Raw genomic sequence first — 22,639 nt, forward strand, 5'->3', positions numbered from 1 at the left:
GGGCGCCTCATCGGGCCGCTCGGGCTGCCGCGCCCACCTCGGCCAGCGACGCGCCGTCCGTCAGTCGTGCCCGCACCGTCACCCGGGCGTCCTTGGGGGCGCGGACGGCCAGGGTGCGGCCGCGCCGGTCGGTCTCGACGTCCCCGGTGACGGAGATCCCGGTGACCTGACGGCTGCCCGCGGCCAGGAGGTAGCGGTGCCCGGAGCCCGCAGTCCAGGCCGTGCCCGCCACCACGTGCTGGCCGAATCGGCTGCAGGCGGCGGTCGACCGGGCCTGTCCGACCAGCTTCGCGGGCGCCGTCGCGGACTCGGTGGACGTGCGGAACTGGATGAGTACGCTGCCGGGCCCGCGCCAGGTCGAGGCGCGTGTGCAGGACCACACGGCCCGGCCGGCGTCCTCGGGCAGGTTCTGTTCCGCGAAGTCCCAGTGGTTGACGGACCGTACGCCGCTGCCGCGCAGCTGCGGCAGTCGGCACGCGCCGCGGGCCCAACTCAGCAGTGCCGCTCGGCCGGTGGCCTCGCGGGGTTGGCGTGCGGGTGCGCCGGAGCCGGGCAGGGGTGTGTAGCTGAGGTGCACGGGGGAGAGGTCGCCGAGGTCGGCCACGAGGAAGGCGTGCTTCTCCACGATCCTTGCGGAGGAACGCAGTTGCAGCACGGGAAGGCTGTCGCACGAGTTCGGGCCCGAGCCCGAGCCCGAGTTCGAGTTCGAGTTCGGGCCCGAGTCCGAGTCCGCGCCCGGCGGTTCGTCGACCGGGGCTGTGAGGCCTTCGTCCGACACGTCGAGAGGGCGGCCGGGGGCGTTGGGGCGCAGCAGGTCGCGTGTCTGCGCCTGCGCGATCCAGGGAGCGGTGAGGTAGCGGACCTTGCCGCCCTCGCGGCCCACGGCGAGCGCCGCCGCCGTGGTCACGTCGGCGTCGTCGGCGCGGGCGAAGTCCAGGGAGACGGGCTCGGACGCGGAGTCCGGCTCGGCGTAACGGACCACGCGGCGCCCGTCGTGGAACAGGACGACCGTCTCCCGGCCCACGTCATCGGCGTACAGCAACTGCGTTGTCCTGGACGGCGGTTCGGTGGAGGTGGTCGTGGTGGAGTCGACGCGGGTGCCGCGCGGCGGGTCGGTCCAGATGGAGAGTGCGCGGGTGAGCAGGGCGCGGTCGTCGGCGCGGGAGCCGCGTGCGGGCCAGGCGGTGAAGTCGACCCGGGAGGTGTCGGCCCAGTCGCCGGGCGGCGTGCGCAGCAGGGCGGCGGCGCTGATCGCGGGAGGCCCGCCCGAGGGCCGCGACGGCTCGTCCGAGGGGGCGGGGCCGACCGCTATGAGTGCCGCACCACCGAGGACGACGACCCCCGCGGCGCACCAGGCGAGCCGGAAGCGGCGTCTGCGGCGCAGCAGGTCGGTGGGCCGGGTCTGCACGGAACAGGCGTCGAACTCCTGTGACCGCAGGAGCGCTCCCGCAGCCTCGCCCACGCTCCGCTTCACGCCTTCGGCGGTGCGCAGCGCCTCCTCGGGGTCGGGCACGTCCGCGGTGGCGAGCAGTTCGGCGACCTCGGTGCGGGGCAGGCCGTCGAGACCACACAGCACGAACGCCGCGCGGGCGGGGGCGGAGACCTGCGCGAGGACCTGCGCCAGCTCGATCTCCTCGGTACCGCCGGCGCGCGGGAACAGGCGCAGCCCCCAGACGAGCGGGAGCATGGGCCGCAGTCCACGGGGCGGCGGCAGTTGGCTCGGCCACCCGCGCGGCCGCCGGTCGTGGGCCAGCACGGCGCACAGAACGCGCTCGGTCATCCATGCCGTTCCGGCCCGGCCGGCCCCGCCCTGCCGGGGTTCGGGAACCTTCGGTGCGGCCCGCCGCGCCCGGAAGCCGGGGAGGGCACGCTGTACCAGGGCGTGGGCGGTGAGGACGCGCCGGTGTCTGGTGAGGGTGCCGGGCAGGGTGAGGTAGGCGAGGCGTACGAGACGTGTGTAGTGGTCGACGATGACGGTCTCGGCCTGGTCGAGGGCCACGGGCCGTGGCGCCTCGGCCCGGCGCCGCCGCTGCGATGCGCTCATCGATCAAGGAGCCTTCCGAAGGCTGACGACGTTGCGTCCTGACCTCCTTCAAACGAGTGAATCGTGCGATGGTCACAGCTTCTGTCGTGGTCGGCGGCGGGTCGGTAGCGTTGCACCATGATCAATTCGGCACTGCGCCGTCCCCTGCTCTTTCTCGACGTCGACGGACCCCTGATCCCCTTCGGGGCGACGCCGCAGGACCTTCCCGACGGATATCCGACGTACCCGGCAGGGCCCGGCCTGCGGGAGGACGCGGCGAACCCGCTCCTGGCCAGGGCCGACCCCGCGCTCGGGGCCCGACTGCTGGCTCTGCCCTGCGAGTTGGTGTGGGCCACGACATGGATGGAGGAGGCGAACGAGTACGTCGCTCCGCGGATCGGGCTGCCCCCGCTGCCCTTGGTGAACTGGCCCGAGCCGTCGGACGCGGACGAGCGAGTCGGACTCCACTGGAAGACCCGTGCCCTTGTGGAACGCGCCGCGGGCCGTGCCTTCGCGTGGGTCGACGACGAGATCGGCGACGTGGACAGGGCCTGGGTGGCGAGACACCACTCCGGCCCCGCCCTGCTCCACCGCGTCGACCCCCGATTCGGGCTCGGTGACACGGACTTCGTTGGGCTGAACGAGTGGCTGTGTGCGCTTGCCGGGTGAGCCCATGATGTGCGACTCCCTTGTGGCGGTGGGCTGTTGCTGTTCGGTGACACCGGAGACAGAGCTGTGACGTCAGGCCGCGCAACGGGTTTCGGGGGTCGGTGGTCGTATGAGGCGAGAGATCAAAGGGCGGCTCCGGGCGCCCGAACTGCCGCTGTGGGCAAGCGACCTGACCGGCAGTACGACCAACTGACATGGGGGAAGACCGTGGAGATGAGCATGCGTTTGAACAAGGGACTGTTCGCCGTCGGTGCCGCGCTGGCAGCGGCAGGTGTGGCCGCGTCCACCGTGCCGGCCGCCGCGGCCGACGCCCCCCGCTTCCTGGCCCCGAAGGAGCTGCCGCCGCACGCCTCGTCGGCCTGGACCGCGGGACCGGTCACCGCCGGGCAGCCGGACCCGCTGCCGATGTGCGTCGGCGAGGCACTGCCCTCGACCTCGGTCCACCGCGCCTACCGCACCGACTACGACACCGGCGCCCTCCAGGTCACCGTGGTCGAGCGCAGTGAGCAGCGGGCCAAGGACTTCGCCGGGCTGCTCCGCAAGAAGCTCGACAGCTGTGCGGAGACGGTGATGAAGCTGGACCCCGGCACGACCGCCGAGCAGAAGTACTACGGCAAGGTCGCCGCCGAGGAGGGGGCGCACGTCTACGGCGTCCACACCGTCACCTCGTGGGGCGCCTCGGACATCAACCTGTTCTCCGTGGGGCGTGACGGGAACACCGTGACGCTCGTGACCTGGGGCCAGATGGGCGGCTTCGCCGATGCCCAGGTCGCCGACTTCAAGACCACGACGGCCACGGCGGTGAACAAGCTCTGGTGAGCCGGGTCCTCCGCCGTCTCCCACAGGCGTGGCGGCTGTCGGGACCGACCTCGGCATCCCCGGGCTGAGGTGGGACAATCGCCCGACAAGACCACGCCTGTGCTCCTCGCCGGAGCCGTGGTCTCGTCGTACGAGGAATCGGCTGGGGAGAGGCCGGGGGCCGGGCTCGCGCCCGACCCCCGGTGTTGGGGAGGAAACGACGGTGGTGGAGTGGCGGTACATCGCCAAGGGCGCACGGGCCGTTCCCGAACCCATGGCCACACCGTTCGTCTGGACGGCGGCAGGCTGGGGCTCCCTGGCGCTTGTGGGCACGCTCGACCTGCTCGGCGCCCTCGACCGCACCGGGCTCGCCCTCGCCGCGCTGTCCGTCCTGGCCGCCCTGCTCGGAATGCTCGGCCGCTTCGCCGCGGCACCGGGGACGGCCCTGCTGTGCTGGGCCCTCCTCAACGTCTTCGCCGTCCACCCCACCGGGGAGCTCTCCTGGGCCGGGCACCGGGACCCCGGGTGGGTGGCCTGCCTGTTGGCGGCGGCCCTCATCGGCACGGCGGTGGCCCGTATCCGCTCCGCGCGCGCCGCGTACCGTCGCATAACGCCGTACGACGGGGCCGCCTGAACGCGCCTGGTCGTGCTGGTCGTGGGCCGCTGGACGTAGGTCCTCGGCCCCAGGTGCGCACGGGGTGTGCCGACTAGGGTCGGCGCTCATGCAGAACTCCGGAAGTACCCCTCGTGACCTGCTGGAACGCCGCCGCGACACCCTCGGACGGCTTGGCGGCGAGCGCGACATATGGGTGAGCACGGCCCACCCCGACCACGGCCCGCATCAAGTGCCCCTGTGGTTCTCGTGGCACGAGCGTGCGCTGTGGATGTGCACCGCCGAAGCCTCCGCGACCGTGCGGAACGTACGCAAGGAACCACGCGTACGCCTGGCGCTCCCCGACACCTTCGACGTGGTGCTCCTGCAGGGGGAGGCGGAGTGCTTCCCTGCGGAGCGCGTGCCGACCGCAGCCGCCGACGCCTTCGCGGCCGAGTTCGGCTGGGATCCGCGCACGGAGGAGGGCGCCTACGTGTATCTGCGCGTGACGCCGAGGACCGTACGCGCCTGGCGCGGTGAGGGTGAGCTGCGCGGCAGATTGATCATGCGTGACGGCGAGTGGCTGGAGCGGCGCCGGTAGGGCCGGTCGACGCGAGCGGAAGAGCCCGGTTCCCAGGGGGCTCCCGGCAGGGTGAAGAGCCGGGTTCCCAGGAGGCACCCTGCAGGGCTTTCGGAGCGTCTTTGCATGACCATGCGAGATGATGCATACTCTTCCCATGTCTAAGGTCCTCACCTCCCTCCCCGCCGGCGAGCGCGTCGGCATCGCCTTCTCGGGCGGTCTCGACACCTCCGTCGCGGTCGCGTGGATGCGCGACAAGGGCGCCGTCCCCTGCACCTACACCGCCGACATCGGGCAGTACGACGAGCCCGACATCGCTTCGGTGCCGGGCCGTGCGAAGTCCTACGGTGCCGAGATCGCGCGCCTGGTCGACTGCCGCGCGGCGCTGGTCGAGGAGGGCCTGGCCGCACTCACCTGCGGCGCGTTCCACATCCGCTCGGGCGGGCGTGCGTACTTCAACACCACGCCGCTGGGTCGCGCCGTCACCGGCACCCTGCTGGTCCGGGCGATGCTCGAGGACGACGTGCAGATCTGGGGCGACGGCTCGACGTTCAAGGGCAACGACATCGAGCGCTTCTACCGGTACGGCCTGCTGGCCAACCCGAACCTGCGGATCTACAAGCCGTGGCTCGACGCGGACTTCGTGACCGAGCTCGGCGGCCGCAAGGAGATGTCGGAGTGGCTGCTCGCCCACGAGCTGCCTTACCGCGACAGCACGGAGAAGGCGTACTCCACCGACGCCAACATCTGGGGCGCCACGCACGAGGCCAAGATTCTCGAGCACCTCAACACGGGTGTCGAGACCGTCGAGCCGATCATGGGTGTGAAGTTCTGGGACCCCTCGGTCGAGATCCCCACCGAGGACGTGACGATCGGCTTCGACCAGGGCCGCCCCGTGACGATCAACGGCAAGGAGTTCGCCTCCGCCGTCGACCTGGTGATGGAGGCCAACGCCATCGGCGGCCGCCACGGCATGGGCATGTCCGACCAGATCGAGAACCGGATCATCGAGGCCAAGAGCCGCGGCATCTACGAGGCCCCGGGCATGGCCCTGCTGCATGCCGCGTACGAGCGCCTGGTCAACGCGATCCACAACGAGGACACGCTCGCCCAGTACCACAACGAGGGCCGTCGCCTCGGCCGACTGATGTACGAGGGCCGGTGGCTGGACCCGCAGGCGCTGATGGTGCGGGAGTCGCTGCAGCGGTGGGTCGGCGCGGCGATCACCGGTGAGGTCACGCTGCGGCTGCGGCGCGGCGAGGACTACTCGATCCTCGACACCACGGGCCCCGCGTTCAGCTACCACCCGGACAAGCTGTCCATGGAGCGCACCGAGGACTCGGCCTTCGGCCCGGTGGACCGGATCGGCCAGCTCACCATGCGCAACCTCGACATCGCCGACTCGCGCGCCAAGCTGGAGCAGTACGCCGGTATCGGCCTGATCGGCAGCGCCAACCCCGCGATCGGTGCGGCCCAGGCGGCCGCGACCGGTCTGATCGGCGCCATGCCGGAGGGCGGCGCCGAGGCCATCGCCTCCCGCGGCGAAGTCTCCGGCGACGACGAGATGCTGGACCGCGCCGCGATGGAGTTCGGCACGGACTGACCGACCGCGACCGGCACAAGGCCGCCCCGACCGCGACGGGCACAAGGCCGCCCCGACCGCGACCGGCACAAGGCCGCCCCGGCCCCGACCGGCACAAGGCCGCCCCGACGCCCGAACAAGGGCATCGGGGCGGCCTTTGCGTCGACCGGCCCTTCCTCGGCCCCGTCTGGCTCAGGGCGCGGCCGTGGCGCACGCATCGCGCCTTCCCCCGCCCTGTGCCACGTACGCGCACGGCGGTCGTCCCTCCGATGTTCCGTGCCTCGTCAGAGCTCACGTGCGCGCGATCCTCAAGTGCCCCTGGCATAGGTCGGGTTGAAGCCACTTGCCCCTTTGACGCCTTGCCGGCTCGTGGGTGCCCCGAGCATGCTCCCGCCGCATGAGAGCGCTCTCGACGGCGGGAGCGCCCGCAACGGGAACGGGGTGTCCCCTCATGAGGCTCAGACGGTGGAGCGGCGTCGTGGCCGCCGCGGTGGTCGGTGTCGCGTTCGGCGCCGGTACGGCGCACGCGGACATACCCATCGGCCAGCCGATGACCGGAAAAGCCACCTACTACAACGACAAGGGCTACGGCGCCTGCGGCACGCCCATCGACGCGTCCACGCAGGACCTGGTCGCCGTCTCCGCCGCCTGGTGGACCAGCGCGAACCCGAACAACGACCCGCTGTGCAAGGGTGTTTCGGTGCAGGTGACCTACCAGGGCAGGACGATCACCGTGCCGGTGCGGGACAAGTGTCCGTCCTGCGCGTCGACACACGTGGACCTCAGCGAGACAGCGTTCCGCAGGCTCGCGCCGCTGGACGTCGGCGTGATCAACGGCATCACGTGGAAGTTCGTGCGATAGACAGCGGAGCCGGGAACCCGCACTGCTCGTGACCTGCAGTTCGGCCCCTTTTCCTGGGACCCTGACCGACATGACGAGTCAAGCGGACGGCGCAGGAGACGCCAAAGAGCACCTCAGCGCCGACCACGGTCGGCACCGCACCGCTTCGGGAACACCGCACCTTCTGACCGTCGGGGTCGAGGAGGAGTACCTGCTGGTCGATCCGATGACCAGACAGGTCAGCCCACAGGCGCAGAAGGTGGTGGAACAGGCGTCCTCGCTCGGCCTCGGCGACCGGGTCAGCCCGGAACTGACCTGCTATCAGATCGAGGCGCGGACCGAACCGCACACCGCCATGCGGGAACTCGGCGAGCAGATACGGTCGATGCGGGCGGCCGTCGCCCGTGCCGCGGCCCGGCAGGGGCTGCGCATCATCTCCAGCGGGACTCCCGTCCTCGGCCAGTCGGTGCCGACGCCCATCTCGCCCGGCATCCGGTACGCCAAGAGCGTCGCGACCTTCCAGGCGCTGGACGACGAACAGACCGTCTGCGCCTGCCACATCCACGTCGGGGTACCGGACCTGGCCAGGGCCCTCCAGGTCAGCAATCATCTGCGGCCCTGGATACCCGTCCTGATCGCCCTCCTCGGCAACTCGCCCTACTGGACGGGGCAGGACACCGGCTATGCGAGCTGGCGCACGATGGCCATGGCGCGCTGGCCCGTCGGCGGACCGCCGCCGTACTTCGAATCCCCGGCGCACTTCGAGGAGCTCGCCGGGCGGATCATCGAGACCGGCGCCGCCATCGACATCCGGGGTCTCTACTGGGACATCAGGCCCTCCAGTCATGTGCCGACCCTGGAGATCCGGGTGCCCGACGCCGCCGCCACCGCCGACGAGACGCTCCTGGCCTCCGCGATCGTCAGAGCCATGGTCGCGACGACGCTGCAGGCCGTGGTGGCGGGGGAGGCGTCGCCGCGTCCGCGTCCTGAGCTCCTGCGCGCGGCCTGCTGGCGGGCGGCGCGCGACGGTCTGTCCGGGGTCAGCGTCGAACTGCCCACCAGCCGCCTGATCCCCGTTGCCTCGCGCGTCGAACAGCTCCTGGCATGGATCCAGCCGGCCCTGCGGCACTACGGGGACCTGGAGCTGGTCCGCGCAGGGTGGTCACGACTGCGCTCCGCCGGCAATGGGGCCCATCGACAACGCGCCGCCTACCGACGCCGGGACAGTCTCGCCGACGTCGTCGACCATCTCATCGTCTCCACCTCGCCGGCGCCGGGTCCAGCACCGGCCTGATCCGTTCACCGGTCATGCGCAGGCCACTTGACCAGGCTGCTTTGTCGTTCTTTTACGATGTGGGCGAGGGCACCACGGCCCTCCCGAGCGAGAAGGGGCCCAAGACCCGCGATGGGTGAGCCTCCCAGTACCAGCCGTGCCACTCCCTGCCCGCGACCAGTGCGTGAGGGAACGGGGGTGGCGCGGTGACCGAGCTCCTGCTGTTGTTCCTCGCCCTGCTCCTGACCCTGGCCTGCGCCCTGTTCGTCGCGGCAGAGTTCTCCCTGACCACGGTCGAGCGCGGCGATCTCGAACGCGCCGCCGACGCGGGGGAGCGAGGTGCCGGCGGAGCCCTGAAGGCCGTGCGGCGCCTCACCTTCCAACTGTCCGGCGCCCAACTGGGCATCACCGTCACCTCACTAGTGATCGGCATGCTCGCCGAGCCGTCCCTCGCCACACTGCTCCGTGGCCCGCTGGAGGCGGCCGGGCTCGGCGGGGCCGCGTCGTCGGTGGCGACCGTCCTCGGGGTGGTCCTCTCCACGGTGGTCCTGATGGTCATCGGCGAACTGGTCCCCAAGAACTGGGCGATCTCCCGTCCGCTGGCCGTGGCCAAGGTGGTGGCCGGGCCGCAGCGCGGCTTCACCGCCGCCTTCGCGCCCTTCATCAGGCATCTGAACAACACCGCCAACCATGTCGTACGCCGCTTCGGCCTGGAGCCCGCCGAGGAGCTGGCCTCCGCGCGCACCCCCGAGGAACTCGTCGCCCTCGCCCAGCGGTCGGCCGCCGAGGGCGCCATCGAGGCGGACTCCGCCGAACTCTTCGTACGCACCCTGCACTTGGGCGAGCTGACGGCCCAGAACGTGATGACCCCGCGCGTCGACGTCCGCGCCCTGGAGGCGCACGCCACGGCCGCCGACGCGGCGAACCTCACGTACGCGACGGGCCTGTCCCGCTTCCCCGTCTACCGCGACAGCCTCGACGAGGTCATCGGAACCGTCCACATCCGTGACGTCCTCGCACTGGAGCCGGGCGAGCGGGCCGTCACGCCGGTCACCGAACTGGCCACCGAGCCGCTCCTGGTGCCCGACAGCCTCTCCGCCGACCGCCTCCTGGAGCGGCTGCGGGCCACCCGCACCATGGCGGTGATCGTCGACGAGTACGGCGGCACCGCCGGGGTCGCCACCGTGGAGGACATCGTCGAGGAAGTCGTCGGCGAAGTCCGCGACGAGCACGACCCCATGGAGGTTCCCGACCTGCTGCCCGCCGGCGCGGTCGAGGGCGGCCGTGCCGCCTGGGAGGCGGACGGCGGCGTCCGTGTCGGCCGGCTCGCCGCCATAGGGCTCCGGGCGCCCGAAGGGCCGTACGAGACCGTGGCCGGACTCGTCGCCACCCTCCTGTCCCGCATCCCCGCCGAGGGCGACAGCCTCGAACTCGAAGGCGGCTGGCGCCTGGACGTCCTCGACGTCGAGCACCACCGCGCCGACCGGGTACTGATCACCGAGCCCGCCCCGCTCCCGGGGCAGCGGCACGAGAGCGAGGAAGCGGTCCGATGACCACGCTGCAGCTCGTCATCGGGGCCCTGACCCTGCTGACCAACGCGTTCTTCGTCGGCGCCGAGTTCGCCCTGATCTCCGTACGCCGCAGCCAGATCGAGCCCCGCGCCACGGAAGGGAACCGGCGCGCCCGCATCACCCTGTGGGGCATCGAGCACATCTCCGCCATGATGGCCACCGCCCAACTCGGCATCACCGCCTCCTCGTTGGTGCTCGGCGCGGTCGCCGAACCGGCCATCGCCCACCTGATGGAGCCCGCCTTCGAGGCCGCGCACGTGCCGCACGCGCTCGTCCACCCGATCGCGTTCGTCATCGCGCTGGCCGTGGCCACATATCTGCACATGCTGATCGGCGAGATGATCCCGAAGAACATCGCGCTCGCCGCACCCGCGCGGACGGCCCTGCTGCTCGGCCCTCCTCTGGTGGCCCTCACCCGCGCCGTCAGGCCGCTGGTCTTCGGCATCAACGCCTTCGCCAACGCCCTCCTGAAGCTGCTGCGGGTGGAGCCCAAGGACGAGGTCGAGTCCGTCTTCACCGACGACCAGCTCGCCCGCATGGTCGTCGACTCCAGCCAGGCCGGACTGCTCTCGGCGGCCGACGGGGAGCGTCTGCGGGACGCGCTGGAGCTGGGCACGCGGCCGGTCGGCGAGATCATCGTCCCCGCGGCGAGGATGCGTACCGTCGAACACACCGTCACCCCGGCCCAGTTGGAGCGGGTGGCTGCCCGGGCGGGTTACTCCCGATTCCCGGTCACCGGACCGCACGGGGCGCTCCTCGGCTACCTCCACATCAAGGACACCCTCGGCGTCGCCGACCGTGACCGGCCCTTCCCGGCCGACGCCCCGCACCCCGTCACCCACGTCCGCATCGACACCCCGCTGGACGACACCCTCACCGCGCTGCGGGCCATGGACAGCCACCTCGCCGCCGTCACCGGTGAGACAGGGGCCGTCCTGGGCTTCGTGACCATGGAGGACGTCCTGAGCGAACTCGTGGGACCGGCACCGGCGGCCGTGTGATCACCGTCCGCGCCGCCGCCTGATCACCGGTCGCACGCCGCCTCGTTCCGGCAGGCCCCGAGCAGCGGGGCGAGGCGGCGTGCGGGTGTGGCCGGATGGACGGCCAGGAAGGTCTCGGCGCTCGGGACCGGTGGGGCGAACGGGCGGAAGACGGCGCGGCCGCTCGGCAGGTAGTGGGTGTGGGCGGCATAGAAGACCGTCCAGCTCGGCTCGCCGGTCGCGATGGCAGCCAAGGTGTCCTGATCGGTGGTGAACTCGGGCCCCTGAACCGGTTCGAACCCGGCGTCCGCGCACGCCCCGACGAGCAGGTCGACGAGGTGCGGATTGGCCTCGCGAGGCACGAGGCGCAACGGCATCCCGGCCAGCTCGGCGAGCGGGACCTCGGGGAGGGCGGCCAGCGGATGGGCCGCAGGCAGGGCCACGACGAGCGGGTCCCGCCAGACAGGGACGAGATCGAGGCCGAGGCCGAGGCCAGGGCCGTGCGCCCGGCCGCGGACGAACGCCGCGTCCAGCTCGCCGTCACGGACGGCCTTGAGCCGCGCGGCGGCCGGGGAGCTCACCAACTCCACCGTGACGCCGGGGGCCTGCTCGGCGAGCGCGGCGAGGACGCGCTCCAGGTGGGCGCCCAGGCCGACGCTGGTGCCGATGCGCAGCACCGACTCCTCGTCGGCGCGGAGGTCGGCCATCGCGTCCAGCGCCGCGTGGTGCGCGGCCAGGACGGCGCGGGCGTGGGGCAGGAAGGCCGCACCGGCGGGGGTGAGCGTGACCTGGCGGGTGGTGCGGTCGAAGAGGTCGAGGGAGAGTTCGCGCTCCAGGCGCCGGATCTGCTGGCTGACCGTCGGCTGGACGATGTGCAGCCGCTCGGCGGCCCGCCCGAAGTGCAGTTCCTCGGCGACCGCCACGAAGTAGCGGACCTGCCGCAGTTCCATCCCCACCAGCTCCCACTCGACCCGCACGTGTCGTGCGCCCCGCACGTTCCGCACGCCCCGTATTCATCACGATTCTTGATGAGTGTACGAGTGGAGTGGACCTTGGTCGGGACGAGGCGCCGGGGTCAACTGGCTCCGGACGCCGCCGCGATCACAGCGGCGGCACGAAGGAGACGAGGAGATCCACCATGCCGCACGCCACCGTGAACGGGATCCGGCTGTTCCACACCGACGGAGGGACCGGGGCGCCCGTGCTGTTCCTGCACGGCTGGGGCACCAGCGGTCGGGCGTGGGACGCCCAGGTCGCCGACCTGGAGACGGACCACCGCGTCGTGACCGTGGACTGGCGCGGGTGCGGCCGCAGCGACCGTCCGGCCACCGGTAACACCCTGGCGGCCAACGTCGCGGACATCCTCGCGCTGATGGACGTACTGGCCCTGGACGGGGCCCTGTTGGTGGGCAGTTCCATCGGGGCGGCCTACGCCCTGGAGGCGGCGATCCAGGCACCGGACCGCGTGGCGGGAGTGGTCTCCGTCGACGGCTCGGGCCACTGGCCGACCCTCGGCATGGCCGACACGCTGCGTGCCATGCGCACGAGCCTCGCCACCGACCGCGCGGCCACCCTGGCGGGATGGGTCCCCGAGTGGTTCGGCCCCGACGCGGACCCGGACCTTGCCGCGGAGACGATCCGGCAGATCCACCGATCGGGCACGCACATCGACGAGTTGCTGACCGACGCCGCGTCGCACGACCCGCGCGAGACGCTCGGTCTGCTGCGGGTGCCCGCGCTCTTCGTGCACGGCCTGCTCGACTCCCAGATCCCCGTGGAGGTCTCCGGGGAGCTCGCCGCGCTGGCCCCGCACGGCGAGCTCCACGTGATCGAGGACGCGGGCCACATGCCTCACCAGGAGCGGCCCGCGGCGGTCAACGCCCTGCTCCGCACGGCGCTCGCCCGCGCTGTGGCCGCTCCGGGGCCGTCGGCCTGACAGCGTTCACCCGCCTTCGGGAGCCGGATCGCAGTCCGGACGGTGCGGTGGCGGAGTCGTGTCGCCCGACTCCGCCTCGGCGGTCGTCAACACCCTTGCCTTGAGGGCGCATTCGACCTGCTTCACGGAGTGGAACGTCACGATGTCCTCCGGGGCACCCGGCTCCGAGCCGGTGGGGCCACCGCCGACGAGCATGGCGCCGTACACCTTGTGACCGTCGATCTCCGTGTCGATCGGGACGAACACCGGGGCGCCGGAGTCGCCTTCGTGCACGATGTTCACGTTCGGCTTCTCCGCACGGACCAGACCGCGTGTGCAGATCTCCACCGGATCGTCCTCGCACGATTCGCCGTCGGTCAGCGACTTCACCTCGATGCCGCAGACCAGCTTGGTCACCTTCCCGCTGACACACACGGACTGGCCGACGACCGGCCCGTCGGCCTTCCCGAGCACCCGGCGGGCCACCGGCGTGCCGGGAGGGCCGCCGTCGGTCCACAGGGTCGGCGCGTACACCTGCGGTTTGACGCGGGTGCCGCTGATCAGCGCGGCATCCACCTTTTCGTTGTCGACGGCCTTGACGAACGTGCCGAACCGGAACTCTCCCGAGGTCGTCTCCAGGCCCGACACGGCACTGGGGCAGTGCCCGGCGGTGGTCATGGCGCGCTTGCCGTCCTCGACCCTGCGCACGGCGAACCCCGAGGAACAGGCGTACGTCCTGCCGCTGACAGTGACGTGGTACTCGGCGCCACCACGGTGCGGCTGCGGGTCGTTGTGCCTGCTCGCCGGGGCGCCGGACGCGGGTGACGACCACGCAAGGGCAAGGACCATTGCCATCAGGCCGTACACGAACGGTCGTCGTGACATCGTGAACTCCTAGAGCTCGAAGTCGACCCGGCCGAGCAGACCCACGCTCAGTCCGAAGTAGTCGGCATGCACCAGACGCCGGGCCGCGGGCACCTCGGTGCCGTTCACGGTGGCCGTGTCCGTGGCCGTGTCCTTGTCGGTGCGGTACAGCTCGTACTCCTGCACCAGGAGGCGGTACGACGTCAGCAACTGCCCGTCCGGCGCCGCGATCCCACCGCTCCACGCGAATCCGCCGCCCTCCGGACGGCAGGTGAGCTCCACCGGTGTGCCCAGCGGCTTCCAGTCCATCTCGTCGGTCTGGAGGTTCGCCCGGCTCTGCAGGCTCACGGCGACCCGCCTACTCGCGGCCGCGGCGGTCGCGCCGGTGCCGCTGAGCTCACCGAGTTCGTTGTACGTCGCCGGGCCGGTCATCCGGAGGGTGAGCCGGTCGCCGTCGCGGTGGCCGGTGATCGAGCGGGGCGGGACCAGCTGTGCGAACTCCGCGCGCTCGACCTTCGAGAGGTGCAGCGGGTCGACCGAGTACGGCTGGTAGCGGGCCAGGGCGAGGCGTACGTACGGGAAGTAGGACGTCCCGGCGACGGCCGTGCTCCCGAAGTCCACGTCGATGTCGACGTACCAAAGGCGCCTCTCCGGGTGGTACGCCGGCGCGAAGGCCACGGCGTCGACCGACACCGGTGCGGAATCCGGGGACTCCGCGAGACGCAGCCCTGTCAGGCTCTTCGCCGCGTTCGGGAAGTGTGCGGCCTTCGGGGCGGGCAGGACCGTGGTGTCGGCCCAGACGGGGTCCACGCCCCAGCGGGTGGCCTGGGCGTCGGGCAGGGTCGTGCCGACCGGATCCAGGATCACCGCGAGCATCTCGTCGTCTCCCGAGGAGAACCACGGCCGGTTGAGGTAGACGCGCAGGCCTGCGGAGCGGCGCTGCTGGGTGACGGTGTTCTGTTCTTCGTCGACGGAACGCCGCCGGCGGAAGGTCGGGACGGTGTAGGCCACCGCCGGCGGCTCGGGCCTGCGTGAACTGGGCACCGGCAGGGGAGCGGCGGTCGGGCCGATCCGGGTGACGTTGGCCCGGTCCTCGGTGAGCGTGGGGTGGAAGTACTCGCGGAACCGTGTGACGGCGGTCGGTGTGTAGCGGACGTTGCGGTGCCGGGTGTCCCCGAACTCGTGGGTGCGGGCGATCTGTTCCTCGTCCACGCCATAGGCCAGGGTGATGTCCTCCAGGTGTGTGTGCCCCTCGATGCGGCTGGGCGCCTCCTGGGTGACGTCGTCCAGCCACTCGCTCCAGTGCGCGTCCAGCTCGACGTGCCCGCTGCTCTCGGAGTGGCCGGCCAGCTGCCCGGTGAGCCGCGCGGCGGTCTGCTCGGCGGTGCGTTCGCTCGCCAACTCGGCCAGCGCGGGGCGCAGTACGGGCTTCTCGACCGCGTGGACCAGCGTCAGTTCCACCCACGGCGTGAGCATCCAGTTCTCCCCGTCGGCGCTCGCCCGCGTCACGAACGCCTTGTCCGCGGCGGGCAGGTCCGCCCAGAACGAGGAGGAGGTGAGCAGACTCCACTGCCGTAGCAGCGGCAGCTTCCCCGGATCCACGTAGCAACTCAGGCGGACGGGGGCGATCTGGCCCTTGGTCAGGAACACCTCCAGGACGCGCTCGACGAGACCGTCGCGCCAGCGCGGCTCCTGGTCGCCCTCCTTGATACGGATCTTGAAGGGCTTGGCCTGCGGCCACGGGCCGGGGAAGGGGATCTTGCGGTTCTCCGTGTCGCCGGGCAGGCCACGCAGCATCACGCCCTCGGCAAGCACATCCGGGAGATAGGGCAGGAGCAGCTGGTCGGCGCTGTGCACCACGAACTCGCCCTGCCGCAGCTCGGCGCCGCGCCGGGGGAGGGGCAGCTGAGTGAGCGGCAGCGGGTCGTGCACGTTGTGCTTGGCGACGTGGATGTCGTCCTCCCGCAGCAGATCGTGCTCGCGGTAGGGCCACTCGGGTTCCCGCACCGTGGTGTCCAGGAAGGAACCCGATTCGCGGGACGCGACGGCGACGTACTCCTCACGGACCTCGTCGGGCTTGTCCGCGCCGAAGGCGGCGTCGAACACGCCGTGCTCCTCGGCCATCTGCAGGGCGGTCTTCGGCGGCGCCACGTGCCGCTCCGCGATCGGTTTGTAGCGCCGGTCGAGACCGTCGACCTCCGAGCGGGCGCCGTGGTCGGGGACGTCCGAGCGCCGCAGGGCGTACTCGTCGGTGGAGATCGACCGGCCGTCGTCGGTGACGGTGCTGCGGATGACCAGGCGCTCGGTGGACTCGCCTTCGTTGAACGGCAGGAGCGGTACCACCACCGGCTGGGGCACCGGCTCCCAGCGGCCGTAGGTGATCGGTTCGGAGTGGACGGCGCCCGGAGTGCTCGCCGTGTGGTCGAGGCCGTTGCCTGCCAGGTCAACGGTCCTCGCCCGCATCCGGTAGGTCCGGCCGTAGCGCAGCGCGGGCAGCGAGCCGGGCTCCGCGGTGAACTTGGTGTCCAGGGGCACGTCCGGCGACACCGGCGGTGCGGGCGCCTCCGGCTGGTCCGCCAGGCCGATGGTGCGTCCCGGCCGAGGCGCCGCGAGGCTCCAGCCGTGCCAGCTCAGCACGGCCTGGTGCCCGTACAGCTGGCGGTCGTCGGCGGCGTCGGTGGTGACCGCGCTGGCCCGCACCAGGCCCTCGTCGGGGCGGACCTGGATCTCGACGGGCTGCCGGCCCGGCCTGCGCACGGTGTAGCGGCCGCGGCGGCGCAGCACCGACCGCCACTGCGTGACGCGGCCGGTGGCCGGGTCGACGACGCCGATGTCCACGCGGTAGCCGCGCAGCAGGTCGATGGCGGTCAACTCCGCTTCAGCGGGCGTTACTTGACGATCCACGTCGGCGCCGATGCGCCCGGCCAGATGTCGGTCGTGGTCGCTGTGCAGGAGCGTGATCCCTGCCCCGCGGGCCGCCGGTGTGCCGGTGCCCGACACCAGGTGGGCCACCGACTCGGTGCCCGAGGGCAGGTTTCCGTTGCTCAGGGTGTCGATCGTGCGGGCGTAGTCGACGTGTTTGAGGGCGGCGCCGTCCACGTCGAGCTCGGTGAGGTGCCAGATCTCGGGGTCGGCGAGGTCGAGCATGCGCCCGGAGATGACCGTACTGTCGCCGACGGAGGCCTCGAAGACACTGCCCGGCGTGTACCGGACCTTCGTCCAGGGGCAGCTGCCCGGGGCGTTCAGTGTCTCCGCCTCGGGGATGCGGTCGTCGAAGTGGACGCGCACCTTCGATCCGTCGGCCACTCCGGCGGGCATCGCGAAGCTCAGGTCGAGGACGAGCCCGAACCTGCGCTGCAGCTCCGGATAGTCACCCAGCAGACCGCAGGCCTCGTGGAAGTCGATCCGGTGCGGTGGCTCCTCGGCGAGGGTCTCGGGAGCCTCGCCCCGGTCGTAGAACCGCGCGGCCTCGGCGAGCGGCAGCAGGCGTTTGTTCTCGCCGGTGTACGCGCCGCTGCGACGGTTCATGCAGCGGGGTTCGTTGCCCTCGTCGGCCGCGGCGACCCCGCGGGGGTTGAGGGCGTCCTCCAGGATCTCGTAACCGGCCTGCACGTTCCGGCCGAGTTCGAGCACCCGCTCGGAGAGCATGTCCGTCACCCGGAACAGCGCGGGCAGCTCCCAGCCGCGGTGGTCGGTGGGCGGCTCCTCGCACAACAGCCGCTCCTCACGGGCCCATTCGGTACGCAGCCTGCTCTCGGTCGTGTACACCGCGACCGCCTCGTACAGCCCCGTCACCTCGTCGTGCACCAGCTTGCCCGGGTAGGAGCGCAGGGTGCGCCGCTCCTGTGCCCCGAAGGCCGTCGGCGGTGTCTGCGGCCGGACGAAGGTGCTGTCGTCGAACAGGGTCCGCCACAGGGTGAGATCGGCGGCAGGGTAGCGGCCCGTCGGCCGAAGCTCCTTGGCGAGAGGGCCCTGCGGGCCGTCGAACCGCAGCCAGAGCGCGGGCAGCAGCGCGGCGAGCCGCTCGGGCCAGCGGGCGAAGTACGCGGACTGCCCGAGCGTGCCGATCCCGGTCAGGCTGGGGCTGACGAGCACGGACACGCGCACGGTGCCCGCGTCGACGACGCCGTCGGGAAGCACGGTCCATCGGATGCCGTCCATGGTCAGTCCACCTCCGCGAAGGCCGTGCAGTAGTCGAAGACCGGGTCGATGCGGGCGCCGGTCACCGGATCGTCGTACGGCGACATGAGGTCGACGAACGAGGGCGGGGCGATGGCCGGGGGCTCCTCGCCCGCGGCGAACGCGGCGGAGCGGGCCCCGCTGCCGGCGAACTTCTTCTCGCAGTGGATCGTCACCGGCGTCTCGAAGAAGCCGATCTCGATGCTGATGGTCAGGCTGGCCCGGCCGATGGCGTAGCCGTCCTTGTAGCCCAGCTCCATGTAGAGCTCGATGGAGGCGGAGACGATGCCGAGGACGTCGACCTCGCCGCGCGCCCGCAGATAACCGACGAGCGTGACGCTGTCCTGGGCCAGGTCCAGCCGGAAGTAGATGCCGGCCATCACCGACAGACTTCCGCTGGCCACGCCGAAGTTCATCGACACGGCGGCCCCGAACTCGATGGCGGCGTCCAGGACGGCGATCTGCCGGGGGTTGAGGACGATCCCGAAGTAGCCCCCGCCGCCCAGCATCGACACCGTGAGGCGGAAGGGTGCCTCCCTGCGGCAGAAGGCGAATCCGGCCTGCAGCGGGGTGTCGCCGATGAACGGGACCGACAGCGCGGCGTTGAGCGAGAGGTTCTCCAGGCTGAAGACGCCGACCGCCGCGTTCGGCAACTCATGGAGTAGTTCGCGTGGATGCCGGAGCCGTCGACCGTGATCGCCGGGGGGTCGCTGAATCCGTCGAGCGGGATGATGTTGCGCAGGGTCTGGACGAAGTCGAGGTTGCCGACGAAGTCGACGCCGCCGAACTTCACCGCCACGTCCGGTTTCTGCCCGGCGCGCATGGTGAAGCGGATCTCGTCGAAGTGCAGCACGACCGCGTCGAAGCCCGGGACCATGCGCAGGTCGAACTTGCCCAGGGTGCAGGTGACGTCCGCGGCCTGGCTGACGTCCGGGCGCAGCGATCCGCGCAGGTCGGTGACCAGCGTCAGCTTGCCGATCGGCCAGAACACGGCGTGCTCCGGGTCGGTCGGCGTCGGCTCGCCCGGTGTCCAGGCCTTGATGTCGGGCTGCCACTGCAGGCGGGAGTTGACGACGTCAGGCAACTTGGCTCCGAGGGCGGCGAGTTCGACCGCCTTCTTCAGCGCGAGCGCCTGTCCGGCGGTGCTCTCCCAGGTGGCGGACAGCTCCGCGATCCGGGTGAGCAACTGCCGCACTCCGGCGTCCACCGCGGCGGGCAGGCCGAGGCGCAGCGCGGTCAGGGCGTCGGAGAAGGCCCTGAAGGCGTTGTCGACCTCTTCGATGGTGGTGAGGTCCGGCGAGCCCTCCAGCTGGCTGGTGATGTAGTCGACCAGGGTCTGCGCGAAGACCGCCGCCGCGTCGGTCGCGCGGATGACCAGGTCCACCGTCTCCGGGAACTGTTCCTCCACGGAGGCGAGCAGATCGCGCAGTCCCCGCAGGTCGCCGAGGAATCCCGTGACGGCGTCGACCGTCGCGGTGAAGAAGTTCGGGGCCTTGAGGTTGTCGAGGCCGATCTCGCTCAGGATCTCGGTGAGCGGGAACATCCCGAACAGCTTCGCCCCGGCCAACTCGCCGAAGTAGTCCAGGGGGTTGAACCTGCCCCGGGCGAGCTTGGCCCACTTGTCGTCGGCGTCGCCGCCCGCTCGGCCGGTGAGCGCGCTGGCCGGGGTGGCGGCGACCGGCCCGGTGAGCCGGGAGAGACCGGCGACCGGGAAGTTCGGCTGGGCGAGCGCTCCGGCACTCTGGCCGCCGCCCCGGAAGGTCAGATCGAAGGGCGCGGCCAGTTCGACGAAGACCTGCCCCTTGTTCGCCTCGGTGAAGGCGTCCCGCACATACGGCTCGGGATAGAACACCGACTGCGGCTGATCACCGCCGAAGCCGCTGCCGAACTGGCAGAGCGCGGGGATCACGGCCCGCGCCCAGCGCACCGTCGGCAGGAACCGGGGGTGATCGGTGGGGTCCAGGCCGAGGATGGCCTCGGTGGTCACGGCGCCCCAGACCAGCTGCCCGGTGGAGAGCGACGTGTCGCCGGGCTTGCGGCTCGGGGCGTAGGCGATGGACTGGCCGCGTACGTCCGCGACGGCCCGCCTGACATTCGGACTGCCGAGGTCCGGCGGCTGCGGGGTCGGTTCGGGGACGAGCGTGCGGTAGTACTCGACGATGGCTCGCACGTCGGCCTTGTTCTCGTGCACCAGCTTGCCCACGAAGGCCATCGGCGTACGGAACTCCAGGAGGCGTCCGTCGAGATCGACCATGCTCACCTGGAACTGGAACGGATCCTCGGTGGCGGACACCGGAAAGAAGGCGAGCTTCTCGTCGGGCTGGCCGCCGATCGCCGAAAGCCCCGGGATCGTCACCGGCTGCTCCAGATCCGGCGTGACCAGGGTGAGCAGCCGGACGCTGGTGAAGGGGAAGAGCCGGCGCAGCCGCTTCTGGTCGTCGTTGTCCTCCGGGGCGCCATAGGCGCGCACCGGTTCGCGCACCATGATGAAGAACCGCTGGTTGAGATAGGCGGCGTTGTCCGGGCGGCCGTGGTCGAACTTGCGCTCGGTGACCTTGACCAGATCGGCCAGGTGCCCGAACGGCCAGAGCCTGCCTCGGTACATCACGCGTACGTAGTGATCGCGGCCCAGAGCGGCGCGGTGGCGCCACTGCGTGATGTCGAAGCCGGTCGGGGGACGGTCCCAGCGGCCGAAGGAGTCGAGCCAGCCGCCCATGGCGGACAGCACGAGGTGGTCGACGTCGATCGGCGTTGGCGTGAAGCCGTCCGGCAGATTGGGGTTCGAGCTCAGGTGCACCACCGAGGACCGGTCCTTGGGGTCCAGGGCCATGGTGAACTCGCCGCCGCCCGCGGGCAGAGGGTGCGGGTCGGCCGGGTCGAAGCCGGGATCGCGGGTCCACACCGCGCGGGCCGGACCCGCGGGCATCCGGGTGTGCCAGAGCTCGATCCGGTCGTCCGGGTCGGGCAGCGCGGTGCTGTGCGTCCAAGTGGCCGTCCGGGGAGGGGAGAGGAGCAGGCGGTAGGGCAGTTCGATGGCGGTGCGGGGGTCGGCGGCGTCGGCCAGGGGGTTCTCCGGGCCGGGGGCGGCACTGGCGTGTGTGGCTTCGGCCTCGGAGGCGCCCGGTGCGGACGTGGCGCGCAGCAGCCCCGCGGCCACAGGCCCGTGTGCTCCGTGCCGCGCGGCCAGGACCGCCGTCGTGCGGGCCAGGCGCAGCGCCTGGAACACGTCGGGGGAGGAGCCGGGGGAGGAGGGGCCGCCCATGGCCTGGGTGAGCCGGGCCGCCGACGCGGGTTCCCGAGCGGCGTCCACCACCCGGAGCGGAAGGGTCCGCATGGCTGTGAGCAGGCCGGACTCGGTGTACTCGATGATGTCTTCGGCGGCGACGGCGAACACCAGGAGGCTGCGGCCGCCGACGCGGGACGCGACCGGGGGCGGTTTGTGCGGCTCGCTGCCGGCGGGCGCGGCGCCCGCGGCCGGTGTTCCCGGGGCCGGCAGACCGGGGCTCACTTCGAAGAAGGCCTGTTCGGCGACGTGCTGCGGGCCGAAAGTGACCACGAGGAAGGCAGGTTGGGCGGGGTCCTTGCGCACCAGCCGTCGTGGGCCGAGCAGGGGGCGCTCCAGGCGCAGCCCCAGGAAGGCGAAGTGCAGGTCCAGCAGATCGGTCGCCCGCAGCAGCCGGTACGGCTCGGGCGATGGGGACGCGGCCATGGGTCTCTCCCGTCGAGCGGGTCAGGAAACTCTCGGAGCGTGGATCCGTCCCTCGACCGACACGGAAGCGACGGCGGCAGCGGAATCAGCGGTGGATCTCCGCGGCTGTCGGCACGAGGCGTGGCGGCGAACGGACGCGAACGGACTGTCCCGAAGTGCGTGGCACCGAGCCTCGGACGTGTGCGGCCTCAGAGCCGCGACGAAAGGAGACGCGCGGGCAGGGCCCGGCGTCGGGCGCCGAAGGCGTCACGTATCAACGGATTCCCGTCGCTCAAGGCGACCGCTTTCCCCATGACTGCCCCCCTGCCCTCTGCCCTCGGCGCCCCCTGCGCGCACAATGACTCCTGCCCAGGGTCTCGAACTGTCCCGGAGACTCTCCGACGGCCTCCCCTTTGCCACTCGAAGGAGTGAATGGATCACGCGGCGGACGGCAGGCGGCCGCGCGAGGAATATCCGCCGTGGGAGGGCGGGTTGAGGGTCACGTCAGGTGGCGTCGCCGATCAGCCGCATCGCCGGTCCCGCGTCGCGCGTCCCGCACCGCACGTGACCGCACGTGTCGCAGAAGGAGATTCGCATGGCCCTCAGCGTGGAAGAGCGTGAACTGTTCCTGGCCGAACCGCACATCGGAGCACTTGCCGTGGACGCGGGCGAGGGACGCGGCCCGCTCACGCTGCCGATCTGGTACCAGTACACCCCGGGCGGCGAGCTGTGGGTGCTGACCGGCCGCCACTCCAAGAAGGGTCGGCTGATCGAGGCCGCCGGACGGTTCTCGCTGATGGTGGACCGCCTGGAGCCGACCATTCGATACGTGTCCGTGGAGGGCCCCGTGGTCCGCACCGAGGACGGGACCTTGGAGAAGCTGCGGGAGATCTCGGCGCGCTATCTGCCGGCCGACAAGGTCGACGGATACGTGGAGTTCGCCGCCAAGGAGCACGGCGAGCACGCCGTGTACTACCTGCGGCCCGAGCACTGGTACGCGTCGGACCTCGGCACGGTCTGACCCGTCGGCGCGGGCGCGTCGACGGGTGACAGGAGTGACGCGCCGACGGGCGAGAGGGCGACC

The 22,639-nt window shown here is 71.6% G+C and carries 17 protein-coding genes; 11 read left to right on the plus strand and 6 right to left on the minus strand.

Going from position 1 to position 22,639, the window contains the following annotated elements:
* Positions 1–7 precede the first annotated feature (7 nt).
* The gene (locus AB0B50_RS03180) at positions 8–2,044 is read right to left on the minus strand and encodes a hypothetical protein (protein ID WP_362324629.1); all 2,037 of its coding nucleotides are present in this window, start codon (positions 2,042–2,044) and stop codon (positions 8–10) included.
* Positions 2,045–2,161: 117 nt separating this feature from the next.
* Here AB0B50_RS03180 and AB0B50_RS03185 point away from each other — a divergent pair, with 117 nt between their 5' ends.
* The 9 genes from AB0B50_RS03185 (at position 2,162) to AB0B50_RS03225 (ending at position 10,930) form a co-directional block, all read left to right on the plus strand.
* Entirely contained in the window at positions 2,162–2,692 is a 531-nt protein-coding gene (locus AB0B50_RS03185; protein WP_362324631.1) for a hypothetical protein, read from the plus strand.
* A gap of 213 nt (positions 2,693–2,905) precedes the next feature.
* A complete protein-coding gene (locus tag AB0B50_RS03190; RefSeq protein WP_362324634.1) occupies positions 2,906–3,511 on the plus strand; it encodes a hypothetical protein in 606 nt (201 codons plus the stop codon).
* Between the two features lie 202 nt (positions 3,512–3,713).
* Entirely contained in the window at positions 3,714–4,124 is a 411-nt protein-coding gene (locus tag AB0B50_RS03195) for a hypothetical protein (protein WP_362324637.1), read from the plus strand.
* 88 nt (positions 4,125–4,212) lie between these two features.
* Complete coding sequence (locus AB0B50_RS03200) at positions 4,213–4,683, plus strand: pyridoxamine 5'-phosphate oxidase family protein (protein WP_362324640.1); 471 nt, start codon at positions 4,213–4,215, stop codon at positions 4,681–4,683.
* Positions 4,684–4,819: 136 nt separating this feature from the next.
* A complete protein-coding gene (gene argG, locus AB0B50_RS03205) occupies positions 4,820–6,265 on the plus strand; it encodes an argininosuccinate synthase (protein WP_362324643.1) in 1,446 nt (481 codons plus the stop codon).
* A gap of 430 nt (positions 6,266–6,695) precedes the next feature.
* Positions 6,696–7,106 carry a cysteine/serine endopeptidase inhibitor gene (locus tag AB0B50_RS03210; RefSeq protein WP_362324646.1) on the plus strand — a complete coding sequence of 137 codons (411 nt, stop codon included), beginning with the start codon at positions 6,696–6,698 and terminating at the stop codon, positions 7,104–7,106.
* A 70-nt stretch (positions 7,107–7,176) separates the two neighbouring features.
* Complete coding sequence (locus AB0B50_RS03215; RefSeq protein WP_362324649.1) at positions 7,177–8,379, plus strand: glutamate--cysteine ligase; 1,203 nt, start codon at positions 7,177–7,179, stop codon at positions 8,377–8,379.
* 185 nt (positions 8,380–8,564) lie between these two features.
* Positions 8,565–9,911, plus strand: coding sequence for a hemolysin family protein (locus AB0B50_RS03220; RefSeq protein ID WP_362324652.1), 1,347 nt, complete (start codon positions 8,565–8,567; stop codon positions 9,909–9,911).
* A complete protein-coding gene (locus AB0B50_RS03225) occupies positions 9,908–10,930 on the plus strand; it encodes a hemolysin family protein (protein WP_362324655.1) in 1,023 nt (340 codons plus the stop codon). The genes AB0B50_RS03220 and AB0B50_RS03225 overlap by 4 nt, the downstream gene beginning before the upstream one ends.
* A gap of 23 nt (positions 10,931–10,953) precedes the next feature.
* Here AB0B50_RS03225 and AB0B50_RS03230 read toward each other — a convergent pair whose 3' ends face one another.
* Positions 10,954–11,886 (minus strand): LysR family transcriptional regulator, encoded by a 933-nt coding sequence (locus AB0B50_RS03230; protein ID WP_362324658.1) that lies wholly within the window; start codon positions 11,884–11,886, stop codon positions 10,954–10,956.
* Positions 11,887–12,047: 161 nt separating this feature from the next.
* On the opposite strand from AB0B50_RS03230, the gene AB0B50_RS03235 reads away from it, so the two are divergent.
* Positions 12,048–12,845, plus strand: coding sequence for an alpha/beta hydrolase (locus tag AB0B50_RS03235; RefSeq protein WP_362324661.1), 798 nt, complete (start codon positions 12,048–12,050; stop codon positions 12,843–12,845).
* A 6-nt stretch (positions 12,846–12,851) separates the two neighbouring features.
* On the opposite strand, the gene AB0B50_RS03240 is transcribed toward AB0B50_RS03235, so the two are convergent.
* From AB0B50_RS03240 to AB0B50_RS03255, 4 genes are read right to left on the minus strand one after another with little or no spacing between them, the layout of a single operon-like run.
* Complete coding sequence (locus AB0B50_RS03240) at positions 12,852–13,709, minus strand: hypothetical protein (RefSeq protein ID WP_362324664.1); 858 nt, start codon at positions 13,707–13,709, stop codon at positions 12,852–12,854.
* Between the two features lie 9 nt (positions 13,710–13,718).
* Positions 13,719–17,849: a hypothetical protein gene (locus AB0B50_RS03245; RefSeq protein ID WP_362324667.1), complete on the minus strand. Its 4,131-nt coding sequence runs from the start codon at positions 17,847–17,849 to the stop codon at positions 13,719–13,721.
* Between the two features lie 2 nt (positions 17,850–17,851).
* Positions 17,852–18,376 (minus strand): hypothetical protein, encoded by a 525-nt coding sequence (locus AB0B50_RS03250; RefSeq protein ID WP_362324670.1) that lies wholly within the window; start codon positions 18,374–18,376, stop codon positions 17,852–17,854.
* Entirely contained in the window at positions 18,280–21,576 is a 3,297-nt protein-coding gene (locus tag AB0B50_RS03255) for a hypothetical protein (RefSeq protein ID WP_362324673.1), read from the minus strand. The genes AB0B50_RS03250 and AB0B50_RS03255 overlap by 97 nt, the downstream gene beginning before the upstream one ends.
* 574 nt (positions 21,577–22,150) lie before the next feature.
* Between AB0B50_RS03255 and AB0B50_RS03260 the strand changes: the two genes are divergently transcribed.
* Positions 22,151–22,576 (plus strand): pyridoxamine 5'-phosphate oxidase family protein, encoded by a 426-nt coding sequence (locus AB0B50_RS03260; protein ID WP_362324676.1) that lies wholly within the window; start codon positions 22,151–22,153, stop codon positions 22,574–22,576.
* Positions 22,577–22,639 lie beyond the last annotated feature (63 nt).

The sequence above is a fragment of the Streptomyces sp. NPDC041068 genome, from assembly GCF_040647455.1.
Lineage (GTDB): Bacteria > Actinomycetota > Actinomycetes > Streptomycetales > Streptomycetaceae > Streptomyces.